Here is a 25,050-nt window from a genome sequence, read left to right as displayed (position 1 = left end):
CTATCTGACATCCCCATGAAGGTTCTGCCGATGCGGCTATTTTTTACCCTGTCGCAATTGATAATACGCATATTGACACCGGTGTCAATATGCAATTTAATGGTGCGGTGCGATTCACAATGGTGCAAAAAATCATACCGGGCTGCACAAGCAAGAACGAACAACACGAGAGAACAACAAAGTGTTGCAAGGCGCTTGACGCAGCCTGCAACAGCTTTCCTATCAGCAGTAGTGGGTGGAGAATAACGTGGAACTGAAATTAGCAATTATCGGCTGTGGCACCAAAGCCACTCAATACATTCAAACCTGGATAGTGCGCTCTGACATTCAGTTGCTTGCCGTGATGGACCCGAATGGCAAAGCCATGGACAACGTCTGCAACATTGCTGCACAGGCAGGTAAAACCGCCCCACTCTGTTTTGATAGCTGGCAAACTTTATTAAAAGAGCAGCACCAACAGCTGGATGCTGTTTATATCTGTACTCCGCATGCCAATCACGCCGAACAGGCCTTGCTGGCGTTGGAATTAGGGCTGGACGTGCTGCTGGAAAAGCCTATGGTCACCAGTGTGGCCGAAGCCGAAGCTTTAGCCGCCGCACAGCAAAAGTCTGGTAAAACTTTGGTGGTAGCTTATCAGGGTGGTTTATCACCGCTGGTGCAAGAGTTAAAAGACGCCATTGCCAGCGAAAAATACGGCGCTTTAGTCAGTATTAATGCCGCTATTTGGGAAGACTGGGCCGATAAATACAAAGGCCACTGGAAGCAAGTACCAGAAATTTCCGGCGGCGGTTTTATGTTTGATACCGGCGCTCATATGATGAATACCGTATCAAAAATTACCAGCAAACCCTTCTCCCGCATCAGCGCCATTATGCATAACCACGGCTTTCCGGTAGATGTGGTGACCAGCGTTTCAGGCGAACTCAACGACGGCACGCTGTTTAACCTGCACGCCTGTGGCCGCAGCATTCGCTGTGTATCGCGCATTGAATGCTACTTTCCACAAGCCATAGTGCGCATTTGCGCCTGGGGCCGCTGGATGGAAATTGAAGACGCACAAGGCAATGTGGTGCGCAAAGATCAGGAAGCCGCCAACAACCTGATGAATGTATTTATGCAAACCCGCAACGGCGAAATAGAAAACCCATCCGACGTACAACAAGGCCTGCGCATGGCACAGTTATGGGACGCCATCAAGTTATCCGCCAGCCAGCATGGTAAGCCTGTGACTTTGTAAGACTTGGTTATCTTAGCCAAAGCTCTGGGTCAGAGCTTTGGCTTCGACCTTTTGGTTGTTTCCTGCTGATTTTACTGCTTTGGATCTATAGAAGATTGGTGGCTTATAGCTCTCAAATACCGACTCATAGATTAACTCAAAGCTATGTTTAGCCCTCTTCTGCCACCCAACAACTCCTGTAACCACTAGATAAATTACCAGACATTCCGCTTTAGTTTTTTCAAGAACAACTAGCGTACAGCCTGTATAGATTTTGTCGGCCATACATTTACTGATTACAGAATAAGTTGTTGATATAGAGTTACATCAGCGCTAATTTGATATGAGTAAAAATCAGGAAAGAAGGCAGAAAAGTGTTCGACTTGCGGGCGGAATCCCTTCTATTAAATTGTTAGGCATTTAAAGGAATCTGAATCGCCACTAATTTCCTAGACACCTTTCAGTTAGATAAACTAACTCAAAGAGAGGTGCCTATGAGCAGTAAACGTTACCCCGAAGAATTCAGAATCGAAGCAGTTAAGCAGGTCGTTGATCGCGGCCATTCAGTTGCGGATGTTGCCAAACGGCTCGATATCACCACGCACAGCCTGTACGCCTGGATTAAAAAGTACGGTCCTGACAAACAACAGCATAATGATTTGGCTGACGCTCAGGCCGAGATTAAGCGACTGCAAAAAGAGCTGAAGCGAGCCACCGAAGAGCGCGACATTCTAAAAAAAGCCGCGGCGTACTTCGCAAAGCTGTCCGACTAAGATACGCCTTCATTAAAGAACACTGCGACAGCTGGCCGGTGCGCTGGCTTTGTAACATGTTGGATGTGCATCCCAGTGGATACTATGCGTGGAGTAAGGCATCGCTGTCGAAACGCGATAAAGCAAACCGGCGGCTGACAGGATTAATAAAACAGTTTTGGCTGGAGTCTGGTTGTGTGTATGGCTACCGTAAAATTCATTCTGATTTACGTGATTTCGGCGAGTCTTGCGGCATTAACCGGGTATACCGGTTGATGCAATCCGAAGGGCTTAAAGCACAGGTTGGATATCGCAAACCCAGATCACGTAAGGGGACAGCCATATCATTACGCCGAACCGCTTGCAGCGGCAGTTTAATCCGTTAGTGCCTGACGAGGTATGGGTAACTGATATCACGTACATCCGCACGCATGAGGGGTGGCTGTATTTGGCTGTGGTTGTGGATTTGTTCTCGCGCAAGGTTGTTGGCTGGTCGATGCATTCCCAAATCAGCAAAGATATTGTGCTGAACGCATTGCTGATGGCCGTGTGGCGACGTCAGCCTAAAAAACAGGTGATGGTTCACTCCGACCAAGGGAGCCAATACACCAGCCATGACTGGCAGGCATTCCTGAAAACTCATGGCTTACAAGGCAGCATGAGCAGACGCGGAAACTGTCATGACAATGCAGTGGCAGAAAGCTTCTTCCAGTTGTTAAAGCGAGAGCGGATCAAGCGGAAAGTCTACACGACGCGTGATGAGGCCAGAAGTGATGTGTTTGATTACATTGAAATGTTTTACAACAGTAAACGGAAACATGGTTCCAATAATCTGCTGTCACCGGTAGAGTATGAAAACCGTTACCAAGAACGGCTGGGAAGTGTCTAGTTTATTGGTGGCGATTCAATCGTCATGTTTTGGATATTCAAAAAACCAAGAAAATATCCTGCAATTTTTTCACCGTATTATGAACAATTCGATTTCTACAATGGGCGAGAAAAGTGGCTCGAATCGATAAACGATATTCCTGAAAAAGCGGTATATTTATTTTCAGTCCATTGGCTTCATTTAGAAGTCTACAACGGTGGATTTTGGCAATACTTTTACAACTCAACATCGACTACCTTACCGCACAATTGGGGTCAAGTCTTGCACCTATACTTTAAGGCCTAGACACTCCATTAGTTGAAGATGGATTGGTGATAGATGTTTTAGTAAGCCAATTTTTTGTACTGTTTTGTTTGACTCTGTTTTCTCGGGGCACAGGGCAAGACTTGACCCCAAAGGCCCCAGTGATAGATGTTTTAGTAAGCCAATTTTTTGTACTGTTTTGTTTGACTCTGTTTTCTCGGGGCACAGGGCAAGACTTGACCCCAAAGGCCTCATGTCTAAGGATCTCAAGAATTCAAAGCATTTTAATAAGGAAATACATGATTTATTTATTTTTAGGGAACGCTCTTGTTGGCATTTTGATTCTGTTGAGCATCCCATTGGAAAAAGAATTTACAATTGGTCAGTATGCATTCTTGATTAGCTTTTCTATTTTTTTAGATCTTCTTCCGACGATAGGGTATTTTTTGGGTAGGTTTTTATCCAAATCGCAGAAACTCCACTGGTCAACGCTGCTGTTTTTAGGTGTTATTGTTGGTCTGTTTACTCAGGTTCTGCTTCCCAAATTGGGGCTTGTTGGTAATGAAGGAGAACTGATGGGATTTATCTCTGGGATCTTGTTTTTTATTATTGCATTTGCTCCACCACAAATTCAGTTTTGGCGGGTTAAACCAACAACGTAAAAATTGGTGACAGGTCTTGCCCTGTGCCCCTAAATACTTGTTTTTATCCGTCAAGCTTCTATTAAAAATTGGTGACAGGTCTTGCCCTGTGCCCCTAAATTGCTGGTTTTATCAGTAATAGCTCAACTCACAACAGCAAACCCCACAGCCATCTCTTATCTCACCATAAACGGTGACGAGAAAATGATTATAAGTCATTATGTTAGCTCTTATTATCTGAGTAACAGCACTCTGCTTCACTAAGCAAGGTGCTCAGTAGGAAAACAGTTATGCTCACAGCCCAGTTTCACAGAATTCTAATTGTAAGCACCTTAGTAGGCTTCTGCGGTTTTGCCTCTGCACAGCCAGTTACCAATACGCAGGCGCTGTCCGGCACAGCAGCAACAGACACTTTGATACTCAAGGCTGCGCAAGCGAGTTTTTCCGAATACTTCGAATTACTGGCGCTGCCAAATGATGCGGCTGTTGCCACTGATATCCAGAAGAATACCGACTGGCTGGATAAGGCATTTACCCGACGTGGCTTTAAAACTCAACAGTTGCCAAATAAGGGTAAACCGCTGCTATTTGCCGAATATAAAAGCCCAAAGCCTGATGCGAAAACCATTTTATTTTATATGCATCTGGACGGTCAGCCTGTGCTGCCGGAACAGTGGGCGCAGGCTAGCCCCTGGCAGGCTGTGGTGAAAAAACGTGATGCTAAAGGCAAGTGGCTTGAAGTGGATCAAAAAGCACTGCAACAACAGCCGCTGGACCCGGAACTTAGAGTATTCGCCCGAGCTGCGGCTGATGATAAAGGCCCAATCATGATGTTACTGGCTACATTCGACGCGATGAAAACGGCCGGACTCTCGCCTGAATTTAATGTCAAGGTACTGCTCGACAGTGAAGAAGAAAAAGGCTCCCCCAGCATCAATGCCATTGCCAAAGCCAATGCCGCTTTATTAAGCTCGGATGGCCTGTTAATACTGGATGGCCCACAGCATCAGACGAACCAGCCGACGCTGGTGTTTGGCAATAGGGGTGCAACCAGTTTGACGCTGACTGTGTATGGCCCAAAACTTCCGCTACACAGCGGCCATTATGGCAACTATGTGCCGAACCCGGCGCAGCGCCTCGCTGCCCTTCTCGCCAGTATGAAAGACGATAGTGGCCGCGTTACTGTCGCTGGTTATTACGACAAGGTGAAACTGACAGCTGCAGAGCTGAAGGTGTTGGCCGAAGTGCCAGATGACGAAGCCGCACTGCGTAAGCGCACCGGTATTGCAAAACCTGACGCTGTTGGCAGCAATTATCAGGAAGCATTGCAATACCCATCGCTGAATATCCGCGGCATGCAGGCGGCTGCTGTGGGCGATAAAGCCGCCAATATTATTCCGCATCAGGCGGTGGCAGAATTGGACCTGCGCACCACGCCTGAGGCAGATTCTGCCTATTTAACAGCGTTGCTGGAACAGCATTTGCGCGCTCAGGGCTGGTACTTAACTCAAGGTGAACCCACAGATAGCGAACGCGCAACACAAAATAAAATTGCCTCGCTAACACCGGGCGCTGGCGGTGACGCAGCCCGCACAGCGATGGACTCGCCGCTTGGCAACTGGGTGTATGGGGTGCTTAAACAACATAATGCGAAGGTGGTGCGGGTGCGGATGATGGGCGGCAGCTTGCCAACACAGCAACTGGTGAGCGCATTGCAGGTGCCTTTTGTCATACTGCCGCTGGTGAACGCCGACAACAACCAGCACAGTTTCGACGAAAACCTGCGCATTGGCCATTACCTTGACGGCATCAGCACTTTGCTGACATTGTTACAAACCCCCTACTGAAACAGGCTGAATGAGTGAGAAATTGAGATGAGAATATGGATAGTTGCTGTTGGCTTTATTCTGGTTGTATTAGCGGGCCTGCTCACCTTTCAGCAGCAGTTAGTATCGGCTTTGGTACTGCCGCCTTACATTGAATGGGCCAAAGCAACAGAGCAGGCCGGTGTACAAACTGGCGAGCCATTAGATGCGAAACAACTGCTGATCGCTCAGGAAATAGGCATAAAACATCCGGAAAAGGTCAGGCTGGTTTATGTAGACAGCGTGCCTTTCCCTTATGACAATTTAATGCTGACAACGGTTGGCGAAGCGCTGGGCTTTATTGGCGAAGGTATAGTGAATAACGCCCAGGTGTTTGGCTACGCCATTTACGTGCGGCGTGGCTACCCCCTGACCACACCACAGTTGGCACATGAACTGGTGCATGTTTTGCAAATTGAACGCTCGGACTTGCAGCAGGTGATCACGCAGCATTTTGCCGATTTAGTTACCTATGGCTATGAAAACTCTCCGTTAGAAGTGGAAGCTTTTGCGGCCAACGAAAAATACCGCGGGCGCTGAGCTGGCCGCACCTGAGCAAAAACACCAGACCGGGAGAGCAACTATGCCACTGTTATTTTCGTATGGAACCCTGCAGCAAAAGCAAGTGCAGCTCGCTAATTTTGGCCGTGAGCTGACGGGAAGCAAAGATAGTTTACAAGGCTATGTGGTGGGTGAAATTGAAATCACCGACGAGCGTGTTTTGCGTGAAAGCGGTAAAGCTATACATCCGATTTTACGTTTTAGCTGTGATCCGCAGCATGAAGTGCCAGGTACTGTGTTTGAAATTACAGAGCAGGAACTGGCCCAGGCTGACGATTATGAAGTGGATGACTATGTGCGGGTCGCTGCAATATTAAAATCAGGTAAAACAGCCTGGATCTATGCTGCACATCGCACTAGCTGATCTGCAACTTTCAGAGTCATGCACAGTGCCTGACCCAAAGTTTACTTTCTCAGGCCCACTAAAAAAGAATCAACAAGGGCTACAGCATGTGCACTCAACGTTATGATTTATCTTCATTTATTAACTTTTCAATCAGCACATCCGCGCCAATAAGCGGAAGCATACGCAGCAATACTTCTTCCAAAACGCCCTCTTCTGCCTTGGCGATAAATTTTGCCTTTCTGTCTTTCCAGGACAAGGTTTGGATCAAACTTGAAGCAACTACTGAAGGCTCAGGCAAATTATTTAATAGCACTTCCGTTTTAACACCAGAAATGCTGGTGCTGATTGGGCTGCAGATCAGTAATCCGGTTTGCTGGTTGTAAGCCAGGCTGCTTAATACCAACGCAGGTCTGTATTTGCCGATTTCTTTGCCTTTAACAGGTTCAAAATCAAGCCAGATAATGTCACTCCGATCCGGGATAAAGGGTTTCGACATTAATAATCAAGCTCCACTGCCGCTGGTGTTGCCAGCAATTCTGCATGTGCAGTATCTGAAGTTAGTCCTTCCAGCAGCTCACGTTCTGAAAATGGCAAAGTACGACGGGTCTGTTTTGCTTTTCTGACGGTAAAACCATCTTCAAACACTTCGACTTCTATGGCTGTATCTGCAGCGAAATGAGGAATATCACGCATTAAACCAGCCACACGCAACCCGAGGCCGTTTCCCCAACGTTGAATTTTTGTATGGACTATCTGAGACATACTGCACCTCGTACTATACATTGTATACACAGGCTTAAAGTATACACTCTGTATAAACATTGCTCAATGTGGTTATTCACAGTAGATAGCTGAGAAAAGTCAAAGGGAGCTGTGCATGCTCCCACAGTTTATTTATCCTTCTTTGCAGCCTTTTCCGCCAACATCAGTTTGCGTGGCTTTTTAAAGTAGGTTTGTTTTGGTGCACCCTCTTCCAGCGGCACTGGTCGTCCCCAGTTGCCCATCATCCAACCACTGGTGTGGGGCTGATGCGCCCATTGAATGGCATTGGCCAGAATTTGCGTTATGTGTTCGTTGCGATAGATAGGAAAGGTTTCGTGGCCTGGTGCAAAAAAGAAAATCCGGCCACGGCCACGGGTGAAGGTACAGCCGCTGCGCAGTACTTCACCGCCCTGATACCAGGAGTTAAAAATCAGCTCGTCCGGGTCGGGGATATCAAAAGGCTCGCCGTACATTTCTGACTGCGGCAGCTCGATTTGCGGCGGAATATTGTAGGCAATAGGATGAGCTGGTTTTAAACACCAGACGCGCTCCCGCTCGCCACCTTCGGCTTCACGCCAGCTTAAATTACAGCTGGTGCCCATCAGGCGTTTAAAGAGTTTGGCGTGATGACCGCTGTGAAGAACAATCAGACCCATACCTGCCAGTACTCTCGCCTGCAATTTGTCGATTAACGCATCGTCCAGCTCGTCGTGGTATCTGTGGCCCCACCAGATAGCCACTTCGGTTTCGGCAATACGTTCAGCTGGCCAGCCTTGTTCTGGGTCGTCCAATGTAGCCAGCGTCAGATCAAAACCAAAAGGTTTCAACTGGTTGACGATACAACCGCCTATGGTTTCCGGATACACTTCCTGCACGTCCGCATCTTCTTTTTCGTGGCGGCATTCATTCCAGACTGTCACTTTAATCATTTTGTTCTCCCAGCAGCAGTTGAGGCCAGCTCTGTAGCCAAACGCGGCGCCGCTGAATAATCCTGAACTTCCAATAATAAGCTTTGCAAAGCGGTAGGCACGCCGTTGGCGAGAATATAACTCAACCAATAGGTCAGCCTGTTGCGAAACACCGCTGATGAACTTAATGCAGCCGGAAACACCTGACTCACCGCCAGATACTGCCCAACCAGCTCGTCTATATGATCCCAGTGCTCCAGCCGGATTTGCATCAACAGCTCAGCCAGCGGATCGGACACCTCCAGAGTATCGCCTTTGGCATCAAAGCCCATGCTAAAACGCAACCAACCTGCCACAGCAAAGCAAATCGCATCAACGCTTTGGCCTTTGTCTAACCTGATTTGCGCTGCTGCTAATAAACGCGGTGGTATTTTTTGTGAGCCATCCATCGCAATTTGCATGGTGCGGTGCATTAAAGCCGGGTTGGCAAACCGCTTTAGCAAGGCGTCGATGTAAGCGGCTAAATCCAGCCCTTCTGGCGCCTGTAATGTTGGCATCAGCTCGTTGTGCATTAAATGGCGCAGATAACGTAAAAATACCGGATCGGCCACCACCTGATGCACATAACTGTAACCTGCTACAGCGCCCAGATAAGCCAAAGCCGAATGAGCGCCGTTCAGTAAGCGCAGTTTTGCCTGCTCAAAAGGTGCAACCTCTTTCACCAGCATTACTCCGGCTTTTTCCCATGCCGGTCGCTCTGACGAAAAATGATCTTCAAGCACCCACTGGCTGTAGCTTTCGGTTTTCACCATGGCCTGATCCAGATAGCCAGTGTCAGCAGCCAGAGCAAGAATATCCTGCTCTGTAGTGGCTGGCACTATACGGTCGACCATCGAATCCGGAAAAGCGATCTGGCTTTTAATCCACTGTGCCAGTTCAGCGTCTATCTTCGCCGCAAACTGCTGAACCAACCGCGCCAGAGTTTTGCCGTTTTGAGAAATATTGTCGCAGCTGATCACAGTCACAGGTTTTAGCTTACGGATAAAACGCTGCTGCAATGCCGCCACCAGATAGCCAATAGCCGTTTTCGGAGTCACTAACTGGGCTAAATCGTGCTGAATATCAGCCAAAGTTAAATCGAGATCGCCGGTCGCAGGATTCAGGCAATAGCCTTTTTCCGTCACAGTTAAGGAATATATCGCCACTTCAGGCGAGGCCATCAGTTCAATCACAGCCTGCGGGTTTTGTGGCGCAACCAGCACTTTGGCAACAGACTGAATCAGCTGTTGCTCAGAGCCTGCTGCAGAAGTAGTGACCAGCGTATAAAGCCCTTGCTGGGGGTTAAGCTGATTTGCCACTGCGTTTGATCGCAACGACACACCGGCAATCATCCAATTGCGCTCTGCTGTCAATTGCATCACTTGCTCTGTATAAAAAGCCTGATGGGCGCGATGAAAAGCGCCAATGCCCAAATGCACTATACCTATGGTGCTGTCACGCTCAGACGTGACCTGCTGCGGGCAAGTGGTGGCTGATAAAAGTGGATAAGTTACTGCAGGTTCAGTCACGCTGTTACCCCTTACAATTGATAAGCTTTTTTTGCCAGGCCGTATGCCAGATCTTTGGCAATCACGGCTGCATCTTCTTCATCCAGCATATGCCGGGCCACTAACTCTGCCAGATAAACAGCATCCATCCGCCGCGCTACGTCATGCCGCGCCGGAATAGATAAAAAGGCACGGGTGTCGTCATTAAAACCAACCGTATTATAAAAACCTGCGGTTTCCGTGGTCTGACGGCGGAATCGAATCATGCCTTCAGGGCTGTCATGGAACCACCAGGCCGGGCCCAGTTTAAGGCAAGGATAATGGCCGGCCAAAGGCGCCAGTTCGCGGCTGTAGGTGGTTTCATCCAGCGTAAATAAAATCAGGCTTAAGTCTTTGTTATTACCAAACTTGTCCAATAATGGCTTGAGTGCTTTGACATATTCGATACTTTGCGGAATATCTGCGCCTTTATCCCGGCCAAATAAACGGAATAGCTGATCATTGTGATTACGGAATGATCCCGGGTGCAGCTGCATCACTAGGCCATCGTCCAGTGACATTTCTGCCATTTTCACCAGCATATGAGCACGGAATAATTCGGCATCCGCTGCGCTGACGTCGGTTTTAATGATACGGTCGAATAAGCTGCGGGCCTGGGCGTCTGTTAAATCCGCTGTCTGCGCTGTTGGGTGGCCATGATCAGTCGAGGTTGCGCCCATCTGTTTAAAGAAGGCGCGGCGCTGACGTAAAGCAGCTATATACTGATCGTAATTACGGCAATCCAAGTCGGTGATTTGACTCAGTTTCGTCAGCCTGCTTTGAAACTGTTCGTGTTCAGGATCGATTACACCATCTGGCCTGAAGGCAGTGATCACTTTGCCCTGCCAGCCGGAGTTGCGGATCTGCTGGTGATAAGCCAAATCGTCTGTGGCGCATTCAGTAGTGGCTATCACTTCAATGTTGTAACGCTCAAATAAGCGGCGTGGTAAAAAGTCCGCTGTATGCAGTGCATCGTTAATCACTTGATAATAATGGCTGGCCGTTTGTTTATTCAGCTTCACGTCAAGGCCGAAGGTATTCGCAAAGGTGTGATTCAGCCACATGCTGGATGGTGTGCCATGAAATAACGGGAAATGCTCCGCAAAAATCTGCCAGATTTTTTCCGGGTCCTGCTCTACAGCTACGCCATCACGACGGCGTAAACCCAATTGCTCCAGACTGATGCCCTGACTGTACAACATGCGAAACACATAGTGGTCCGGTTTAATGAGCAGTTCGGTTGGGTTCTCAAAGGGCTGATTTAATGCAAACCAGGCCGGATCTGTGTGACCGTGCGGGCTGACAATAGGTAAATCCGCCACCTGCTGATACAAACGCCTGGCTATATCACGTTCAACACCATGGCTTGAAAACAAACGATCCGGATGCAAATGAAGTTTGGCAGGCATAAATCCGCAGGCCCCTGAGCTTGGATAAATAAAAGGAAATCAACAGTAGCCCATTCATGGCTCTGAAAATGAAGTACTGCGACTGTTGGCAGAATTTATAATGCAAATTGACACCGGTGTCAATTTGCATTATAGGTATAACCAAACAAAGTAACCCGAGCTGCAACTTTAGATTCTTAAGTAATAAATTAACTAACAAAAACAATAAGCCAGAAAACAAATGCAACACTGTTCAGATATACTGCCGTCCGCTAGTATGATTTTTTGTGAACCTTGTTGATTTTCCTGTTAAGGGGTATCCCAGAATAATGTCTTCAGTCACCATCAACGATGTAGCCCGCTTTGCTGGCGTCTCGAAAAAAACTGTGTCCAGGGTGATCAATAACGAGATCAATGTGTCGGTCGAAACCCGCGACAAAGTGATGGCTGTTATTAATCAGTTAGGTTTTAAACGTAACCCGCTGGGCATGGCGCTGGCGAAAAATCGCTCTTTATTTATCGCCCTGCTGGCTGACAATCCAAGCCCAGGCTATTTGCAGAAACTGCAAAAAGGCATATTGCAGTGCTGCAGTGAAGAGCATATGGGCTTGTTTTTATACGATTGCCGCTATCGCTCTCCTGGCCTGGTCAATGAAATTGAAGAGTTTATTGATAACACCCTGGCTGACGGCCTGATTTTAGTACCGCCTTTAAGTGATAAGCAAGACTTGCTGGATATGCTGGACCGTAAAAAGGTTTGTTATATCCGCATAGGCCCAAAAAATCAGGGTTGTGGCGACAGTGTAGGTTTTAACGGCGTAAAAGCCGCCTGTGAAATGACCCATTATCTGCTGCGTCTGCGCCATAAAGACATAGCTTTTGTATTGGGTCATCCGGATCAGGAATCCAGCCGCCGTGTTGAAACTGGTTTTCGTAAAGCTTTTTCCGATCAGGGTTTGCCAGTCAATGAAGCGCTGATAGTGCAAGGTTATTACACTTATCAATCCGGTATAGATGCAGCAGCGACCTTACTCAGTAAAAGCCCCCGTCCTACCGCTATTCTGGCGGCCAACGATGAAATGGCAGCTGGTGTATTGTATGAAGCGCACAGTAGAGGCATTAAGGTACCGGACGAGTTGTCTATTTGTGGCATTGATGATATTTCACTGACCACTAAAGTCTGGCCAAATCTGACCACTATGCGCCAACCTATAGCCACCATTGGCTACCGCGCAGCCTTGATGCTGATTAATAAGCTCAAAGGTAAACCTATGCCAGAAGCTGTGACACCTGAAGATCAAAGCAATATTTACGATTGCGAGTTAATAGTGCGGGATTCCACCTGTGCACCATCTAACCTGCGTACATAAAATTCTAGGGGCCGCGGCTTGTCCCGGCCCGTCCATCTGTACAGCGGTGTATTATCGTCCGCGTCGCGGTATCAGCAGCTGCGCCATCATTTTTTAAGAATCCATTCGTGCTGTGGGTCGTTATGAAACACCCACTGGCGCTTAGGTCCTGCCATTACATTTAAGTAATACAGCTGATAACCATGAGGCGCACCTACCGGATGATAGCCTTCGGGCACCAGCACTACACTGTTATGCTCCACACAAATTGTTTCATCTATCCGTCTGTCGTCTGTGTACACCCGCTGAAAAGCAAAACCCTGTTGTGGGTTTAGCTTATGGTAATAAGTTTCTTCCAGCGCACTTTCGCTGGGTAAAGCGTCTGTGTCGTGTTTATGCGGTGGATAACTGGACCAATGGCCGGCTGGCGTAATCACTTCAGTAATAAGCAAACGTTCTGCCGGTAAATTGCCAAACAGAATATTGCAAATTTGCCGCTCATTGGTGCCCTGCCCTCTGGTTTCACTAACACAGTCGGATGGCTTAATTAACCGGGCTTGCAACTCACCTAGAGCCGGAGCTTTACATAAAGCCACTTCCAGATTGGTCAAAGCGGTAATTTCCAGCCAGTCACCAGGTGGCAGGTACAAAGCATAAGGCGCTTTTTGTTCGAACACTGAAGTCCGGTCACCGATATTTTTCAAACTTAAGCTTGAGGAGACTAAATCTGCCTGGCCGGATAAAATCACGGCACAAAGCTCCTGTTGCTCTGTCTGATAACAATGTGACTCACCTGCAGCGAGTACCACCACTTCAAAACCTACATACTGCCAGTTGGCATTTTCCGGCGTTATATGCTGGATACGGCCTAAGCTGTCGGCAAGCTGAGGTTTACGGTGTAAATAGGACATCTGTCTCTCCCTATATTGCTGTAACAGCTTCAGTATCGTGAATAAGCGCCAGCACCAGCGCCTGAATTAAATTCATACTGGTATTTAATGAACGAAATGAATGCACTTCAGCTTCACGTACCAGTAAAGTGACATCAGCCTCTGCAGCTAAAGGACTTAATCTGCTGTCGGTGATCACTATCACTTTGGCTCCTGCGGCATTAGCTCTGTTAATAGCTAACTGGGTTTCCGGGGCGTAAGGTGCAAAACTAATAGCCAGAATCACATCTTCTGATGTGATCAGATTCAATGCCGCCTGTTGCATATAACCCACACCATCCAATAGCTGCACAGCAAGGCCGGTATTGCTCAGCAGATAACTGGCATAACTTGCCACTGGATAAGCACGGCGTGCGCCCTGCAAGTGGATAATGCGCGCCTGAGCCAACAGTTCACAGGCTTGGGTTATTAACTGCGGATCCAGCTCTTCAGTCAGTTGCTGCATGGCTCTTTCATTGGCCGCATTGATTTGTTGCAAATACATCAACCCAGCCTGAGCACCGGGCACTGATTCATCCTGTTTTACTGCAGCTATACGGCTTTGGTAATCAGGGCCAGTTTGCACCAGCCGGTCTTTAAACAACTGCTGCATCTGAGAAAAACCACTAAAGCCAAAGGCATTGGCAAAACGCACCAAAGCAGAAGCATGCACACCTGCCCCGGCAGCTATAGTGGCTGTAGTACCAAAAGCTACTGTATCCGGATGATCCAGCAAATAGCGGGCAACCTGCTGCAGCCTGTTGCTCAGTGTGACAAAACGCTGCTCAATCAGTTGTTCCAGTTGCTGTTGTGTGCTGCATATCATGCGCTTTCAATTCCTTTAAGCTTTAGCTTTCAATGAGTGTATCCGAATAAAACAAATATTCCAACTATTGTACAAATGGAAAATACATTCTATTCTGCACTGGTTATTTACTGATCGAACCGTATTTCCAGTGCACAGGATCCGGCCTGCAACAGTTCGGGATCCTACGCCGTACAAGTACAACAAAGGAGCGAAAGCAGCAATGCAAACCCTCACTAAAACTTTAGATCTGATTTGTTTAGGCCGGGCTTCAGTCGATTTATACGGCCAACAGATAGGCGACCGGCTGCAGGATGTTGGCTCTTTCGCCAAATCTTTGGGTGGCTCGTCCTGTAATATCGCCTTTGGTGCAGCCCGATTGGGCCTGAAAGCCTCCATGCTGACCCGGGTCGGTGATGAGCAGTTTGGTCAGTTTATTCGTGAGGAGCTGCAAAAAGCTGGTTGTGATACCAGCCATGTAGTGACAGATCCCAAGCGCCTGACGGCTTTGGCCATTTTATCTATTAAAACCAAAGATCAGTTCCCGCTGCTGTTTTACCGCACTGACTGCGCCGATATGGCGATTGATTGCAGCGACTTTGACGAAGCTTATATCGCCTCCAGCAAAGCTTTACTGATCACTGGCACTCACTTCTCTACCGCTCATGTCGATAAAGTGGCCCGTCACGCCATCAGCTTTGCCCGCAAAAATCAAACCAAAGTGATTTTGGATATCGACTACAGACCTGTGCTCTGGGGCTTAACGGCTTTAGGCGAAGGCGACAATCGTTTTGTTTCTAACCAAAGCGTCACCGCCCATTTGCAATCCATTGTGCCTTTATGTGATTTGATTGTCGGCACTGAAGAAGAAATTCATATAGCAGGCGGCAGCACAGACACTATTGAATGCCTGCGCACGCTGAGAAAATTAACAGATGCTGTGATAGTACTGAAACGCGGCGCAGATGGCTGCAGCATCTTTGAAGCCCAAATTCCGGATGACTTAAATTCGGCCTTTTTCAGTCAGGGTGTAAGAGTCGAAGTGCTGAACGTCTTAGGCGCCGGTGATGCCTTTATGTCCGGCTTTTTACGCGGCTGGCTCAAGGATGAAAGCTACGAGCGCTGCTGCGCTTATGCCAATGCCAGCGGTGCTTTAGTGGTATCACGCCATGGTTGTGCTCCTGCTGTGCCGACACCAGAAGAGCTGGATTATTATCTTGCCAATCAACAGCGTATTCCAAGACCAGATCTGGACCCGGAGCTGAATTACCTACACAGAGTCACCACCCGAAGCCCCCAAAGCTGGAACGAGCTTTGTATTCTGGCGTTTGACCACCGTAAACAATGTGTCGATATGGCAAATGCCGTGGGTGCGCCTTTAAGTCGGATCTCCAAACTTAAACAACTGATCCTGGCCGCCTGTCAGCAGGAAGTGGCTGAAGCCAACTGGCCTGTACAGGCTGGTGTGTTGATTGATGATACTTATGGTCAGGATGCGTTGAACGATGTCACAGGCACTGGCTGGTGGATAGGCCGCCCTGTCGAAGTACCAGCCTCACGGCCGCTGGAACTGGAAGGCGGTCGTTCTATTGGCTCCCGTCTTATCAGTTGGCCAAAACAACATATCGTCAAATGTCTGGTGTTTATGCACCCGGATGATGAGACAGAGCTGTGGCAACAACAGGCCAGACAGCTGGAAGAGCTCTACCGCGCCTGTTGTGTCTCAGGCCACGAGTTGCTGATTGAAGTAATACCGCCAGCTGGTTCGGCGCAAGACGACCAGACCATGGTGCGGGCACTGCAACTGATTTATCAGCGCGGGATCAGACCCGACTGGTGGAAACTGCCGCCACAAAGCAAAACTTCCTGGGCTGCAATTTCAGAGCTGGTGAACCGCGAAGCGCCGCATTGCCGTGGTGTGATCCTGCTGGGCTTAGATGCTCCGGCAGCAGAGCTGATGCAGGCTTTTTCCGACAGCGCCGCTTTCCCGCTGTGTAAAGGTTTTGCTATAGGCCGCACTATTTTTGCCAAACCCAGTCAGGCCTGGCTGGCAGGTGAAATTACTGATGCCCTGTTGCAGCAGCAAGTTCGCGACAACTACCGTGCTTTGGTCAACGCATGGCTGAACCGTAAAACATTAAATAAACAGCAGCAAGAGGTGCAGGCATGAACAGCACAGTACGTTTAACCGCAGCACAAGCGCTGGTGAAGTATTTAAGCTGCCAGTACATCGAAGAAGATGGGCAAGCGTCTCCCCTTTTTGCTGGTGTATTCGCCATTTTTGGTCATGGCAATGTGGCGGCTTTAGGTGAAGCTTTGTATCAGGTGAAAGACAGCTTGCCGACTTACCGCGCCCACAATGAACAAGCTATGGCGCATGCCGCTATCGCCTTTGCCAAAGCCAATAACCGCCGCCGTATTATGGCCTGCACTACATCCATTGGGCCAGGTTCGACCAATATGGTGACAGCTGCGGCGCTGGCGCATGTGAATCGCTTACCCTTATTGCTGCTGCCAGGCGATCAGTTTGCCAACCGCAAACCCGACCCCGTCTTGCAGCAGGTGGAAAATTTCCAGAATCCGATGACAGCAGCCACGGACTGCTTTATACCAGTCAGCCGTTATTTTGATCGTATTACCAGACCAGAGCAGTTGATCCACTCGCTACCTGTGGCTATGGAAACCTTGCTGGATCCGATCCACTGCGGCCCTGTGACTTTAGCTTTGCCGCAGGATGTGCAGGCCGAAGCTTTTGATTATCCAGCTTATATGTTTGAACAACGTATTCACCGTATTCGTCGTCAGGGCCCGGATGAACAGGAACTGGCCGATGCGCTGGAATTAATACTGGCGGCCCGTAAGCCACTGATCATCGCAGGTGGTGGTGTGCATTACAGCGGCGCTTGTCAGCAATTAGCTGATTTTGCTGTGGCGCATCGTATTCCTGTGGCAGAAACTCAGGCGGGCAAAGGAGCCGTGCCGTGGCAACACTCCTGCGCCGTAGGTGGTATTGGCGTGACGGGTACGGCAGCGGCCAACCAACTGGCGGCTGAAGCCGATTTGATTATCGCCGTTGGCAGCAGATTGCAGGATTTTACCACTCAGTCCCGTACCGCTTTTGCCGGTAAAACTCTGCTGCAAATCAACGTCGCCCCTTTTGATGCGTTAAAACACCGCGCTAAACCGCTGATTGGTGATGCGGCACTGCTGCTAAAACTGTTGCATGACGCTCTGCCTTGCTGGAAAAGTGAAGATGGCTGGCTGAAAAAGGCGCAGCAACTGAATCAGCAATGGCAGCAGTTTTACGACACTGTGACAGCCAATCCTGGCTCAGATATTTTGCCCAGTGACGCTCAGGTATTAGGTGCAGTGAAACGCCAGTCAGAAAAAACCGATGTGGTGGTCTGTGCCGCAGGAGGTTTACCGGGCGAGCTGCATAAATTATGGCGCGCTGAAGGCCCTGGTACTTATCACGTGGAATATGGGTTCTCCTGTATGGGCTACGAAATAGCAGGTGCTTTGGGTGTCAAAATCGCCAGTCCGGCCCGCGAGGTGTTTGTGGTAGTCGGCGATGGTTCCTACCTGATGATGAACTCTGAACTCGCTACGTCAGTGATGCTCGGCCGCAAAATTATAGTGGTGCTGCTGGATAACAGTGGTTATGGCTGCATCAACAGGTTGCAAAAAGGTACAGGCAATGCCGCCTTTAACAATTTACTGCAAGACTGCGAAGGTCAGGCGCCTGCTATTGATTTTGCCGGTCATGCCCGCGCTTTGGGCGCTTTGAGCGAAACTGTAGGCAACATTAGCGAACTGGAGCAAGCCATAGGCAGAGCCCGTGCCGCCAGTAAAAGTTATCTGATTGAAATTAAAACTGATCCACAAATCAGTACAGACAACGGCACCTGGTGGGATGTGGCTATACCGCAAGTCTCAGAGCAGAGTGGTGTCCGCCAAGCGCTGTCGGACTATCAGCAGCAACAACAGAATCAACCTTATTAATAGCAAAGTACTGAGCAGGAATTTTTGTATGCAAACTTTAGGTAACCATATTTTAGGTAACTATATTAACGGCCAGCATATCGCCAGCCAAAGCGGCCGCAGCCAGAGCGTATTTAATCCGGCTACAGGTGAAGCCCAGGCACAGGTCAGTCTGGCTAGCGCAGACGAAACCCGCGACGCTATTGCCGCAGCAGCGACTGCCTTTCAAAGCTGGAGTCAGGTGACTCCGCTGAACCGCTCCCGTGTAATGTTTAAATTTAAAGCCTTACTGGAACAGCACAGAGATGAACTGGCGCTTTTAATCACCAAAGAGCATGGCAAAGTATTTTCCGATGCTCAGGGTGAACTGACCCGTGGTATTGAAGTAGTCGAATTTGCCTGTGGTATTCCACATTTACTCAAAGGCGAACATTCGATGAACGTTGGCCGTGGTGTCGACAGTTACAGCCTGATGCAGCCTTTGGGTGTCTGTGCCGGTATTTCGCCTTTTAACTTCCCTGCTATGGTGCCTTTGTGGATGTTTCCTATCGCGCTCGCCTGTGGTAACACCTTTGTGATGAAACCTTCGGAAAAAGACCCAACAGTGCCTTTAAAACTGGCGGAGTTATTAACCGAAGCGGGTTTACCAGCAGGTGTGTTTAATGTGGTCAACGGCGATAAAGAAGCAGTGGACGTGCTGCTAACGGACTCCCGCGTGCAGGCTGTTAGTTTTGTCGGCTCTACACCAATAGCAGAATATGTTTATGCCGCAGGCAGCGCGCATGGCAAAAGAGTACAGGCTTTGGGCGGTGCAAAAAACCATATGCTGGTGATGCCGGATGCCGATCTGGAACAAGTCACCAGCGCTTTAATGGGCGCAGCTTATGGTTCAGCCGGTGAACGTTGTATGGCAATTTCTGTCGCGCTTTGTGTTGGTGACGAAGTGGCCGATGCGTTAGTAGCGCAACTGCAACAGGAAATCAGCACATTAAAAGTAGGACCAGGCACAGGCGTCAGCCCAGAACCTCATATGGGCCCTTTGATCAGCCGTCAGCATGCCGACAAAGTGTTAAGTTACATCAATGCAGGTGTAGCTGAAGGCGCAACTCTGGTGGCCGATGGCCGCAATTTTGTCGTCAGTAAGCATCAGCAGGGGTATTTTGTTGGCCCTACGCTGTTTGATAAGGTAACCCCTGACATGAGCATTTACCGTGAAGAAATTTTCGGCCCTGTGCTGGCTGTAGTTCGTGTGCCTTCTTTTGCTGAAGGACTGGCGCTGATTAACCAGCACGAATTTGGTAACGGCACAGCTATTTTCACTGGCAGTGGTGAAGCGGCCCGAGAATTTACCGCACAGGTGCAGGTCGGTATGGTCGGAGTCAACGTGCCTATTCCTGTGCCTATGGCCTTTCACAGCTTTGGAGGCTGGAAACGTAGTGTGTTTGGGCCATTAAATATGCATGGTCCGGACGGTGTACGATTTTACACCCGCATGAAAACCATCACAGCCCGCTGGCCTAATGGTCAGGCCCAGGGTAATCAGTTCTCTATGCCGACTATGAAGTAAAACTCAGGTTTTACCGACCACAAAAAGCCCGCTTTGCGCTTATCGACAGCATAAAGCGGGCTTTCTCTTTAATCACGATTTTAATAACGACCTGGAATTATAAAGCGACAGGGCTATAAATAACGCCGAGCTTGTCGAGTTCAGTTTCAGCACGACCATGAAAACCACTGATTTGCCAACCGGCAGGAGCCTGATGGCTAGTGCAATTCGAGGTTTGACTGCCACCTGTTACACTGCGACCCGCACTGGTTTGCAGGCTGGTGTAAAAAATCCGCATAGCGCCATTACGATTGCCCTGACACAAAGTTACCGACTTCAGGTATTCACCGCTATTCAGGGTTAAGCTGTTTAATGTGCCGCCGTTACCACCATGGCTAAAGCTTTGGCCATTCGTCAGCTGTAGCCCGACCTGATCCACTCTGCTGCCACTACGCACGCTGATTTGGCTGACTTTTGGCGTAGCAGGTAACTGGCTGACCGTATTAAAGGACACTCCACCATCGCCACCAAACTGGTCACTCATTTTCCGGTTGGCTGGCGTGCTGTAACTCCAGTTTGCCGACACAGGCGGATGATCTGACAATTTCAATCCTTCCGGAGTTTCATCGTCCTGACGCACCTGATAGTCCAGCAATTGCAGGTTCAGATAGCCATTGTCGCGATACAGCACTTTATCGACAATTTCACAGTTCGCTGCGCTGATTTTTGGATCGCAAACCAAAGCATCAGCCCCCAAAGCTGGAATATCGCCAGAGCGATACAATTCCACCCAGGTATCGGTAAAGCCTAAGCCCAGTAACTCACGGATATTGTCACCTTCACGGGTATAACGGGTATTGGTATCCCCCATCACTATCACTGCATTGCCGACAGACTGAGTGCTGATGTATTGTTTTAACTGCAGAATATTATTCCGACGAGCGGTTAAGTCGGCCGTCTCAACCTGAGCCTGAGTATGTAGATTGTAAATATCGACATAAACCCCTTCAGCCAGCCGCACCTGCATCAATGTAAAACCTTTAGGCGTCAGACAATCAACGCCGTTGCAGTGGTTCCATTTCACTCGTTTGAGACTGCTGAATGGTAAATGGCTCATGCTGTTTAAACCGCTGCCAATGCCCATGCCACCTGTAGTTGCAGAGCGATACGGATGGGTATTGCAGGTATCGTATAAAGCGGCGTGATAATTAAAATCTTCCTGCACGTTGACAATATCAAAGTCGTTTACATAACAGCTGATCTGCTCTGTGGCGGCTTGCCTGTCGCTTTCGGCGCTGGAAAATAACTCCAGTAAACCGGCCACATTGTAACTTAAGGTATCAAAGCTGCCGGACTGCTGAGCCGCAGCAGGTGCTGCCACACAACAACTGATGCCAAGACCAATCAGTACTGATTTCAAATGCATATCCTTCTCCGTAATGTTATGGGTTATGGTGATGTCGTGCACAGAAAACTGGTCCTCGGCAGCGGCTGTTTTATGCAGCACGACGCAGGACATCGACTCAGCGTTCTCATTTTAAAGAGCAGCTGCCCGTCATTTCCTGACAGCTGTTTTTAAAATATTTTTAAAGATCCGCTGATCTTGGTTCCCCTGCTGTCACTTGCTTCCCACTACAGGATGAAAGAATACGGATCAAAGCCTTATCTTGCCTTTGCTATAGCCTCCAGATCCGCCAAAACAGGAAAGCCATTGTTAGGCCTTCTATTCTCGGGGTGATACCAGTTGGCCCAGCGTGAGTCCTGATCCCCTGTTAAACGGCGCTGGTGCAACAACTGCAACTGGGTTTTTGCCTGTTGCAACAAGGCTGCACCCTGCTCGCCTGTCCAGTCCGAACCTGCATTAAGTTTCAGCTGCGCCATCTGCAACAGCAGTTGGTTGTAGTTCAGTAAATCCAGATAAAGTTGCAGAGGTAAAATCACGAAATCATGATAAAAAACCGGATTTTTTGCAGCATTCAGTCCGGCTTTCGCCTGCTGCAAGCCTTTTTCTAAAGTGGTGATACGGGGGGCTGTGGCATTGAACCAAGGCTGGATCCGATCTGCGGTCACGCTAAACTCATCTTTACCAGGTTGTCGCACCGGAGTGTCGGCCAAAAAGCCTTGCAGAACCTTCACCTGCCATAATATTTCGACATAACCCACCTCATCCGCATGCGCCTGATGCAACTGCTGCATAGCCCCAATAGCGGCTGGTGTGGCTGCTGCGCCAAAATAGCGGGTAAACCAGCCTGTGCTAAAAGTTTCGCTGTTAAAGGCCCCGCCAAGCCGCGCCGACTCTGCATAAGCGGCCAGATTCAATAAAAAAGGCCGGAAGGTCTGGCCATTCACCATCATGTACTGATCGGCTTTATGCTGCTGATACATAAAGCTCATCACCTGCTCAATCCGCTTCGGGTAAGGGTCGGCCACATCATGGTTCAGCCAAAAACCAGCGTGCACATAAGTGCCCATGGCATGGCCTTTGTCGGACTTAGGTAAATAATCGAACTCACCCCAGCCGTTATCAGACCAGGCCACAATAAAGTCTTTTGGCGGGTTAAAACCGGCATTAAACAGCTCCATGCCATCGTGGTAACAGGTGCATACCTTAATAGCACCGGGCTTTTGCTGATCCAGCAACTGGCCTAATGCGGCATAGACCTGATTAAACACCATCGTTTTGTCTTCGTTGCATGCGCTTTGATAAGGCCAGTCCCAGACCTGATGCCGCGGCCTTAAGCTAAATATATCGGCGCGGCCTATAGGAGTTTCTTTTAAGTAATAAAGCCACATGTCTTTCCAGCTCTGCTGATGCTCTGACCAACAGTTGGACTCTGTTTCAGGCAACGAGCCCAATTGCCGCCCCATCATCATATCGACTTGCAGCAACATGCCTTTGTCGTGGATATAGTCAATCATCCGATCCAGATAAGCTTTGTCGAGCTGGTAATTCGGATAACGGCTTTGGTACTCAGGTCGCTGATAAAACTCAACGCGCCCGAGCATATCAAACAGCTCAATAGCGTTGTAACGCATCCGCACCAGACTATCGATCAAGGCAGTAAAGCTTTCCCAGTCGTATTGCAGCTTAGTGCCACGAAAGTTCGCCAGCTCATCCACATCATTTTCAAAGTACACCAGCAATGGCACCACCGGAGCGTCAATGCGTTGCGTCTGTAATTGCAACAGTTGTTGCATCGACACAGCTTCAGCCTGGCTGCCAGTCCAGTAACGCAGAGGATCGGTATTCAGATACTGCTGACTAAAATCGTAGACACTGTATTGAGTGCCCTGCACATCAGCTCCGGCCAACAGGATCAACGCTTTGCCATCTTTTTGCTGGTGCATCAGGCCTGAACGGGGTGCATTGATGTCTGCCAGCAAAGCCTGACTTTCTGCATTCAGCAGTTGATGCCCTTTTAACTGCCCAGCGACACCTATCAAAATGGTCAGGTTGGCCTCAGCATTAGTCTGTGGGCCTTTGGTAATAGTGGCACCAGGCAGCATCCTAAGCTCTGTCTGTAAGTCCCGGGCTGCAAGTTCTATCGCTTTGTGGGAACCGGCTGGATAAAGCAGATGGATATGGTGCACTCTGGTTTTTGTAGTGCATGAGCTCAGCAGCATCAGCGCCGTCAATACAACCAGCAGTAAGCCGCGCCCAATCATAAGGACACCTGAATAAACACCGGATTGCTGTAAAACCATAAATCGGACCATGGGTTTTCGCCTTTGGCATCAGCTTCTGGTTCCAGCTCGTTTTTATTGTTGGTGCCACGTAGGCGTAAATACTGGCTTTTGCTGACGTTGCCGAGCGGCAGCTCAAAGCTGCTGTAGCCTTCTTTGCTGCTCCAGTCGGCTGAGTAAAAACGTTTAGCGACTTTGGTATCTGGTGCTTCGTCTGTATTTCGTTCTGAAGCCGTGCCTTTGATAAGCCCCTGAATCACATCCACCCGTTCAACTTCTGGGTTAAAACCACCGCCGTTGTTGCTATCTGGGTCGCGAAAACGCACCCGCAGCACCAGCTCATCATCAGGTTTTACTGTGAGTGTCTGGCCTGCTGTAGCGGTTTTAGTGGAGTTTTTTACTGCCACTTCGACAAACAAAGCATCTATTAAATCGCCTGTAGTCACAAAAACCTGACCGGCTTTGAGTGCTGCAAAAATGCTGTCGTAGTTTTTATCTGCATAGACATAAGTTTTGGCGTATTGACCAGGCCAGAAGTCGGCCCAGCCATCAGTGTAATGACCATGGCTGTCGGACACGCCTGTCACCCACCAATTCCGGCCTTCGCTGAGTAAACTATCCCAAACCCCACCTAAACGGGCTGTCATCTGGTCGTAGCCGCCCATAGTCGGATAATCCGGGTATTCGCCGCGAATGGCATTTGGGTCTGTGCTGCCATCCGGATTTAAAGTCGCAGCCTGATGGCCTTCAGCGCCCGTCATACCTATGACCACATCGGGCGCTGTATCCTGCCAGTCACGTAATTGCGCTGGAGTCACTTTATTGTACTGCCGAAAACCAGTGGCTAAACGTGCCGGGTGATTGACCAACAGCAAAGGTTTATCCGGTAATTCATTCATGGCTTTTAAGGCTTGCAGCATAAAAGCATCTTCGGCTTTTTCCGGCCCTGGTGGTACACCCTGACGGCCGTTGTAGCGGCTTTCTATTTGGTACAACTGCTCTGCTTCTGTTGCCCTGTGCGGCATAATAAAACTGGCATGGCGACCACCAGGGCTATTGCCCGGCACATCAAATTCCATACCGTAAAACTGCAAAATCTGCGGTAAAGCTTTACGTGAGGCCACAAGTTCAGGATAAGCCTGCTCCAACGCCAGTTTGGCGCGGTTTGGCCCACCGTGATCAGTGATCACCATCCAGCTTAAGCCGTAATGTGACGCCATTTGCGCATTGAGCGGAATCGAATATTTAGCATCGCCACCTAAAATAGGGGCTGGCGGAAATACAGAGTTATCCCATTTCACACTGTAATGGGTATGCACATGGTGATCACCGGCCAGCCAGCTTTTGCCCTGATCTGTAGTCAACTCTGTAGTCGGTTCAGTGGGTATTTGCTGACAGGAGATCAGCAACACGGCGCTGGTTGCAATCAGCAGAGGATGCGGCCCTAACTTTGATTTCATAAATTTTCTCGTTATTTTCCAGTTCTGCCTGATACAACAGCAAGCACCCGGAAGCGCATAAAATAGCAGCAAAAACAGTCATGACGGAAAGATATACCAAGCATTGACACCGGTGTCAATTGTTAATCCATCTGTAGAA

At 49.0% G+C, this 25,050-nt stretch carries 20 protein-coding genes and 1 pseudogene; 11 read left to right on the top strand and 10 right to left on the bottom strand.

The window, feature by feature from the left end; genetic code table 11:
• Positions 1-247: 247 nt before the first annotated feature.
• From EK374_RS09585 to EK374_RS09555, 7 genes and pseudogenes are all read left to right on the top strand, one after another.
• The gene (locus EK374_RS09585; RefSeq protein WP_164731853.1) at positions 248-1,237 is read left to right on the top strand and encodes a Gfo/Idh/MocA family protein; all 990 of its coding nucleotides are present in this window, start codon (positions 248-250) and stop codon (positions 1,235-1,237) included.
• A gap of 473 nt (positions 1,238-1,710) precedes the next feature.
• Positions 1,711-2,857, top strand: a pseudogene (locus EK374_RS09580) (IS3 family transposase).
• A 24-nt stretch (positions 2,858-2,881) separates the two neighbouring features.
• Positions 2,882-3,142 carry a DMP19 family protein gene (locus EK374_RS21130; RefSeq protein ID WP_127022509.1) on the top strand — a complete coding sequence of 87 codons (261 nt, stop codon included), beginning with the start codon at positions 2,882-2,884 and terminating at the stop codon, positions 3,140-3,142.
• A gap of 257 nt (positions 3,143-3,399) precedes the next feature.
• The gene (locus EK374_RS09570; RefSeq protein ID WP_127022506.1) at positions 3,400-3,762 is read left to right on the top strand and encodes a hypothetical protein; all 363 of its coding nucleotides are present in this window, start codon (positions 3,400-3,402) and stop codon (positions 3,760-3,762) included.
• A gap of 269 nt (positions 3,763-4,031) precedes the next feature.
• The gene (locus EK374_RS09565; protein ID WP_127022503.1) at positions 4,032-5,588 is read left to right on the top strand and encodes a M20/M25/M40 family metallo-hydrolase; all 1,557 of its coding nucleotides are present in this window, start codon (positions 4,032-4,034) and stop codon (positions 5,586-5,588) included.
• Positions 5,589-5,615: 27 nt separating this feature from the next.
• Positions 5,616-6,146 carry a hypothetical protein gene (locus EK374_RS09560; protein ID WP_127022500.1) on the top strand — a complete coding sequence of 177 codons (531 nt, stop codon included), beginning with the start codon at positions 5,616-5,618 and terminating at the stop codon, positions 6,144-6,146.
• A 43-nt stretch (positions 6,147-6,189) separates the two neighbouring features.
• Entirely contained in the window at positions 6,190-6,531 is a 342-nt protein-coding gene (locus tag EK374_RS09555) for a gamma-glutamylcyclotransferase family protein (protein ID WP_127022497.1), read from the top strand.
• Between the two features lie 100 nt (positions 6,532-6,631).
• Here the strand turns inward: EK374_RS09555 and EK374_RS09550 are convergent, their stop codons facing one another.
• From EK374_RS09550 to uxaC, 5 genes are all read right to left on the bottom strand, one after another.
• The gene (locus EK374_RS09550; protein ID WP_127022494.1) at positions 6,632-7,009 is read right to left on the bottom strand and encodes a type II toxin-antitoxin system PemK/MazF family toxin; all 378 of its coding nucleotides are present in this window, start codon (positions 7,007-7,009) and stop codon (positions 6,632-6,634) included.
• Positions 7,009-7,275: an AbrB/MazE/SpoVT family DNA-binding domain-containing protein gene (locus tag EK374_RS09545; protein ID WP_127022491.1), complete on the bottom strand. Its 267-nt coding sequence runs from the start codon at positions 7,273-7,275 to the stop codon at positions 7,009-7,011. Before EK374_RS09545 ends, EK374_RS09550 begins: the two co-directional genes overlap by 1 nt.
• A gap of 128 nt (positions 7,276-7,403) precedes the next feature.
• On the bottom strand, positions 7,404-8,204 hold the full coding sequence (locus tag EK374_RS09540) for a ThuA domain-containing protein (protein ID WP_127022488.1): 801 nt from the start codon (positions 8,202-8,204) through the stop codon (positions 7,404-7,406).
• Positions 8,201-9,751, bottom strand: coding sequence for a mannitol dehydrogenase family protein (locus EK374_RS09535; protein ID WP_127022485.1), 1,551 nt, complete (start codon positions 9,749-9,751; stop codon positions 8,201-8,203). The genes EK374_RS09540 and EK374_RS09535 overlap by 4 nt, the downstream gene beginning before the upstream one ends.
• 11 nt (positions 9,752-9,762) lie before the next feature.
• Entirely contained in the window at positions 9,763-11,178 is a 1,416-nt protein-coding gene (gene uxaC / locus EK374_RS09530; RefSeq protein ID WP_127022481.1) for a glucuronate isomerase, read from the bottom strand.
• 308 nt (positions 11,179-11,486) lie between these two features.
• Between uxaC and EK374_RS09525 the strand changes: the two genes are divergently transcribed.
• Positions 11,487-12,527 carry a LacI family DNA-binding transcriptional regulator gene (locus EK374_RS09525; RefSeq protein WP_127022476.1) on the top strand — a complete coding sequence of 347 codons (1,041 nt, stop codon included), beginning with the start codon at positions 11,487-11,489 and terminating at the stop codon, positions 12,525-12,527.
• A gap of 86 nt (positions 12,528-12,613) precedes the next feature.
• Here the strand turns inward: EK374_RS09525 and iolB are convergent, their stop codons facing one another.
• Complete coding sequence (gene iolB, locus EK374_RS09520) at positions 12,614-13,417, bottom strand: 5-deoxy-glucuronate isomerase (RefSeq protein ID WP_127022474.1); 804 nt, start codon at positions 13,415-13,417, stop codon at positions 12,614-12,616.
• A gap of 10 nt (positions 13,418-13,427) precedes the next feature.
• Positions 13,428-14,261, bottom strand: a complete 834-nt coding sequence (locus tag EK374_RS09515) for a MurR/RpiR family transcriptional regulator (RefSeq protein WP_127022471.1) — start codon at positions 14,259-14,261, stop codon at positions 13,428-13,430.
• 202 nt (positions 14,262-14,463) lie between these two features.
• Here EK374_RS09515 and EK374_RS09510 point away from each other — a divergent pair, with 202 nt between their 5' ends.
• The 3 genes from EK374_RS09510 to EK374_RS09500 are packed head-to-tail and all read left to right on the top strand — an operon-like array spanning position 14,464 to position 19,788.
• The gene (locus EK374_RS09510; RefSeq protein ID WP_127022468.1) at positions 14,464-16,410 is read left to right on the top strand and encodes a bifunctional 5-dehydro-2-deoxygluconokinase/5-dehydro-2-deoxyphosphogluconate aldolase; all 1,947 of its coding nucleotides are present in this window, start codon (positions 14,464-14,466) and stop codon (positions 16,408-16,410) included.
• Positions 16,407-18,242 (top strand): 3D-(3,5/4)-trihydroxycyclohexane-1,2-dione acylhydrolase (decyclizing), encoded by a 1,836-nt coding sequence (iolD, locus tag EK374_RS09505; RefSeq protein WP_127022465.1) that lies wholly within the window; start codon positions 16,407-16,409, stop codon positions 18,240-18,242. The genes EK374_RS09510 and iolD overlap by 4 nt, the downstream gene beginning before the upstream one ends.
• A gap of 28 nt (positions 18,243-18,270) precedes the next feature.
• Positions 18,271-19,788, top strand: a complete 1,518-nt coding sequence (locus EK374_RS09500; RefSeq protein ID WP_127022462.1) for a CoA-acylating methylmalonate-semialdehyde dehydrogenase — start codon at positions 18,271-18,273, stop codon at positions 19,786-19,788.
• Between the two features lie 97 nt (positions 19,789-19,885).
• On the opposite strand, the gene EK374_RS09495 is transcribed toward EK374_RS09500, so the two are convergent.
• The 3 genes from EK374_RS09495 to EK374_RS09485 form a co-directional block, all read right to left on the bottom strand.
• Positions 19,886-21,193 (bottom strand): jacalin-like lectin, encoded by a 1,308-nt coding sequence (locus tag EK374_RS09495; protein ID WP_127022459.1) that lies wholly within the window; start codon positions 21,191-21,193, stop codon positions 19,886-19,888.
• Positions 21,194-21,429: 236 nt separating this feature from the next.
• A complete protein-coding gene (locus EK374_RS09490; RefSeq protein ID WP_164731852.1) occupies positions 21,430-23,433 on the bottom strand; it encodes a glycosyl hydrolase 115 family protein in 2,004 nt (667 codons plus the stop codon).
• Positions 23,430-24,911 carry a CehA/McbA family metallohydrolase domain-containing protein gene (locus tag EK374_RS09485; RefSeq protein ID WP_206099324.1) on the bottom strand — a complete coding sequence of 494 codons (1,482 nt, stop codon included), beginning with the start codon at positions 24,909-24,911 and terminating at the stop codon, positions 23,430-23,432. The genes EK374_RS09490 and EK374_RS09485 overlap by 4 nt, the downstream gene beginning before the upstream one ends.
• Positions 24,912-25,050: the final 139 nt, after the last annotated feature.

Source organism: Rheinheimera mangrovi, assembly GCF_003990335.1.
GTDB lineage: Bacteria > Pseudomonadota > Gammaproteobacteria > Enterobacterales > Alteromonadaceae > Pararheinheimera > Pararheinheimera mangrovi.
Note: the sequence above shows the minus strand (reverse complement) of the source record. Positions and strands in the feature narration are given on the sequence as shown.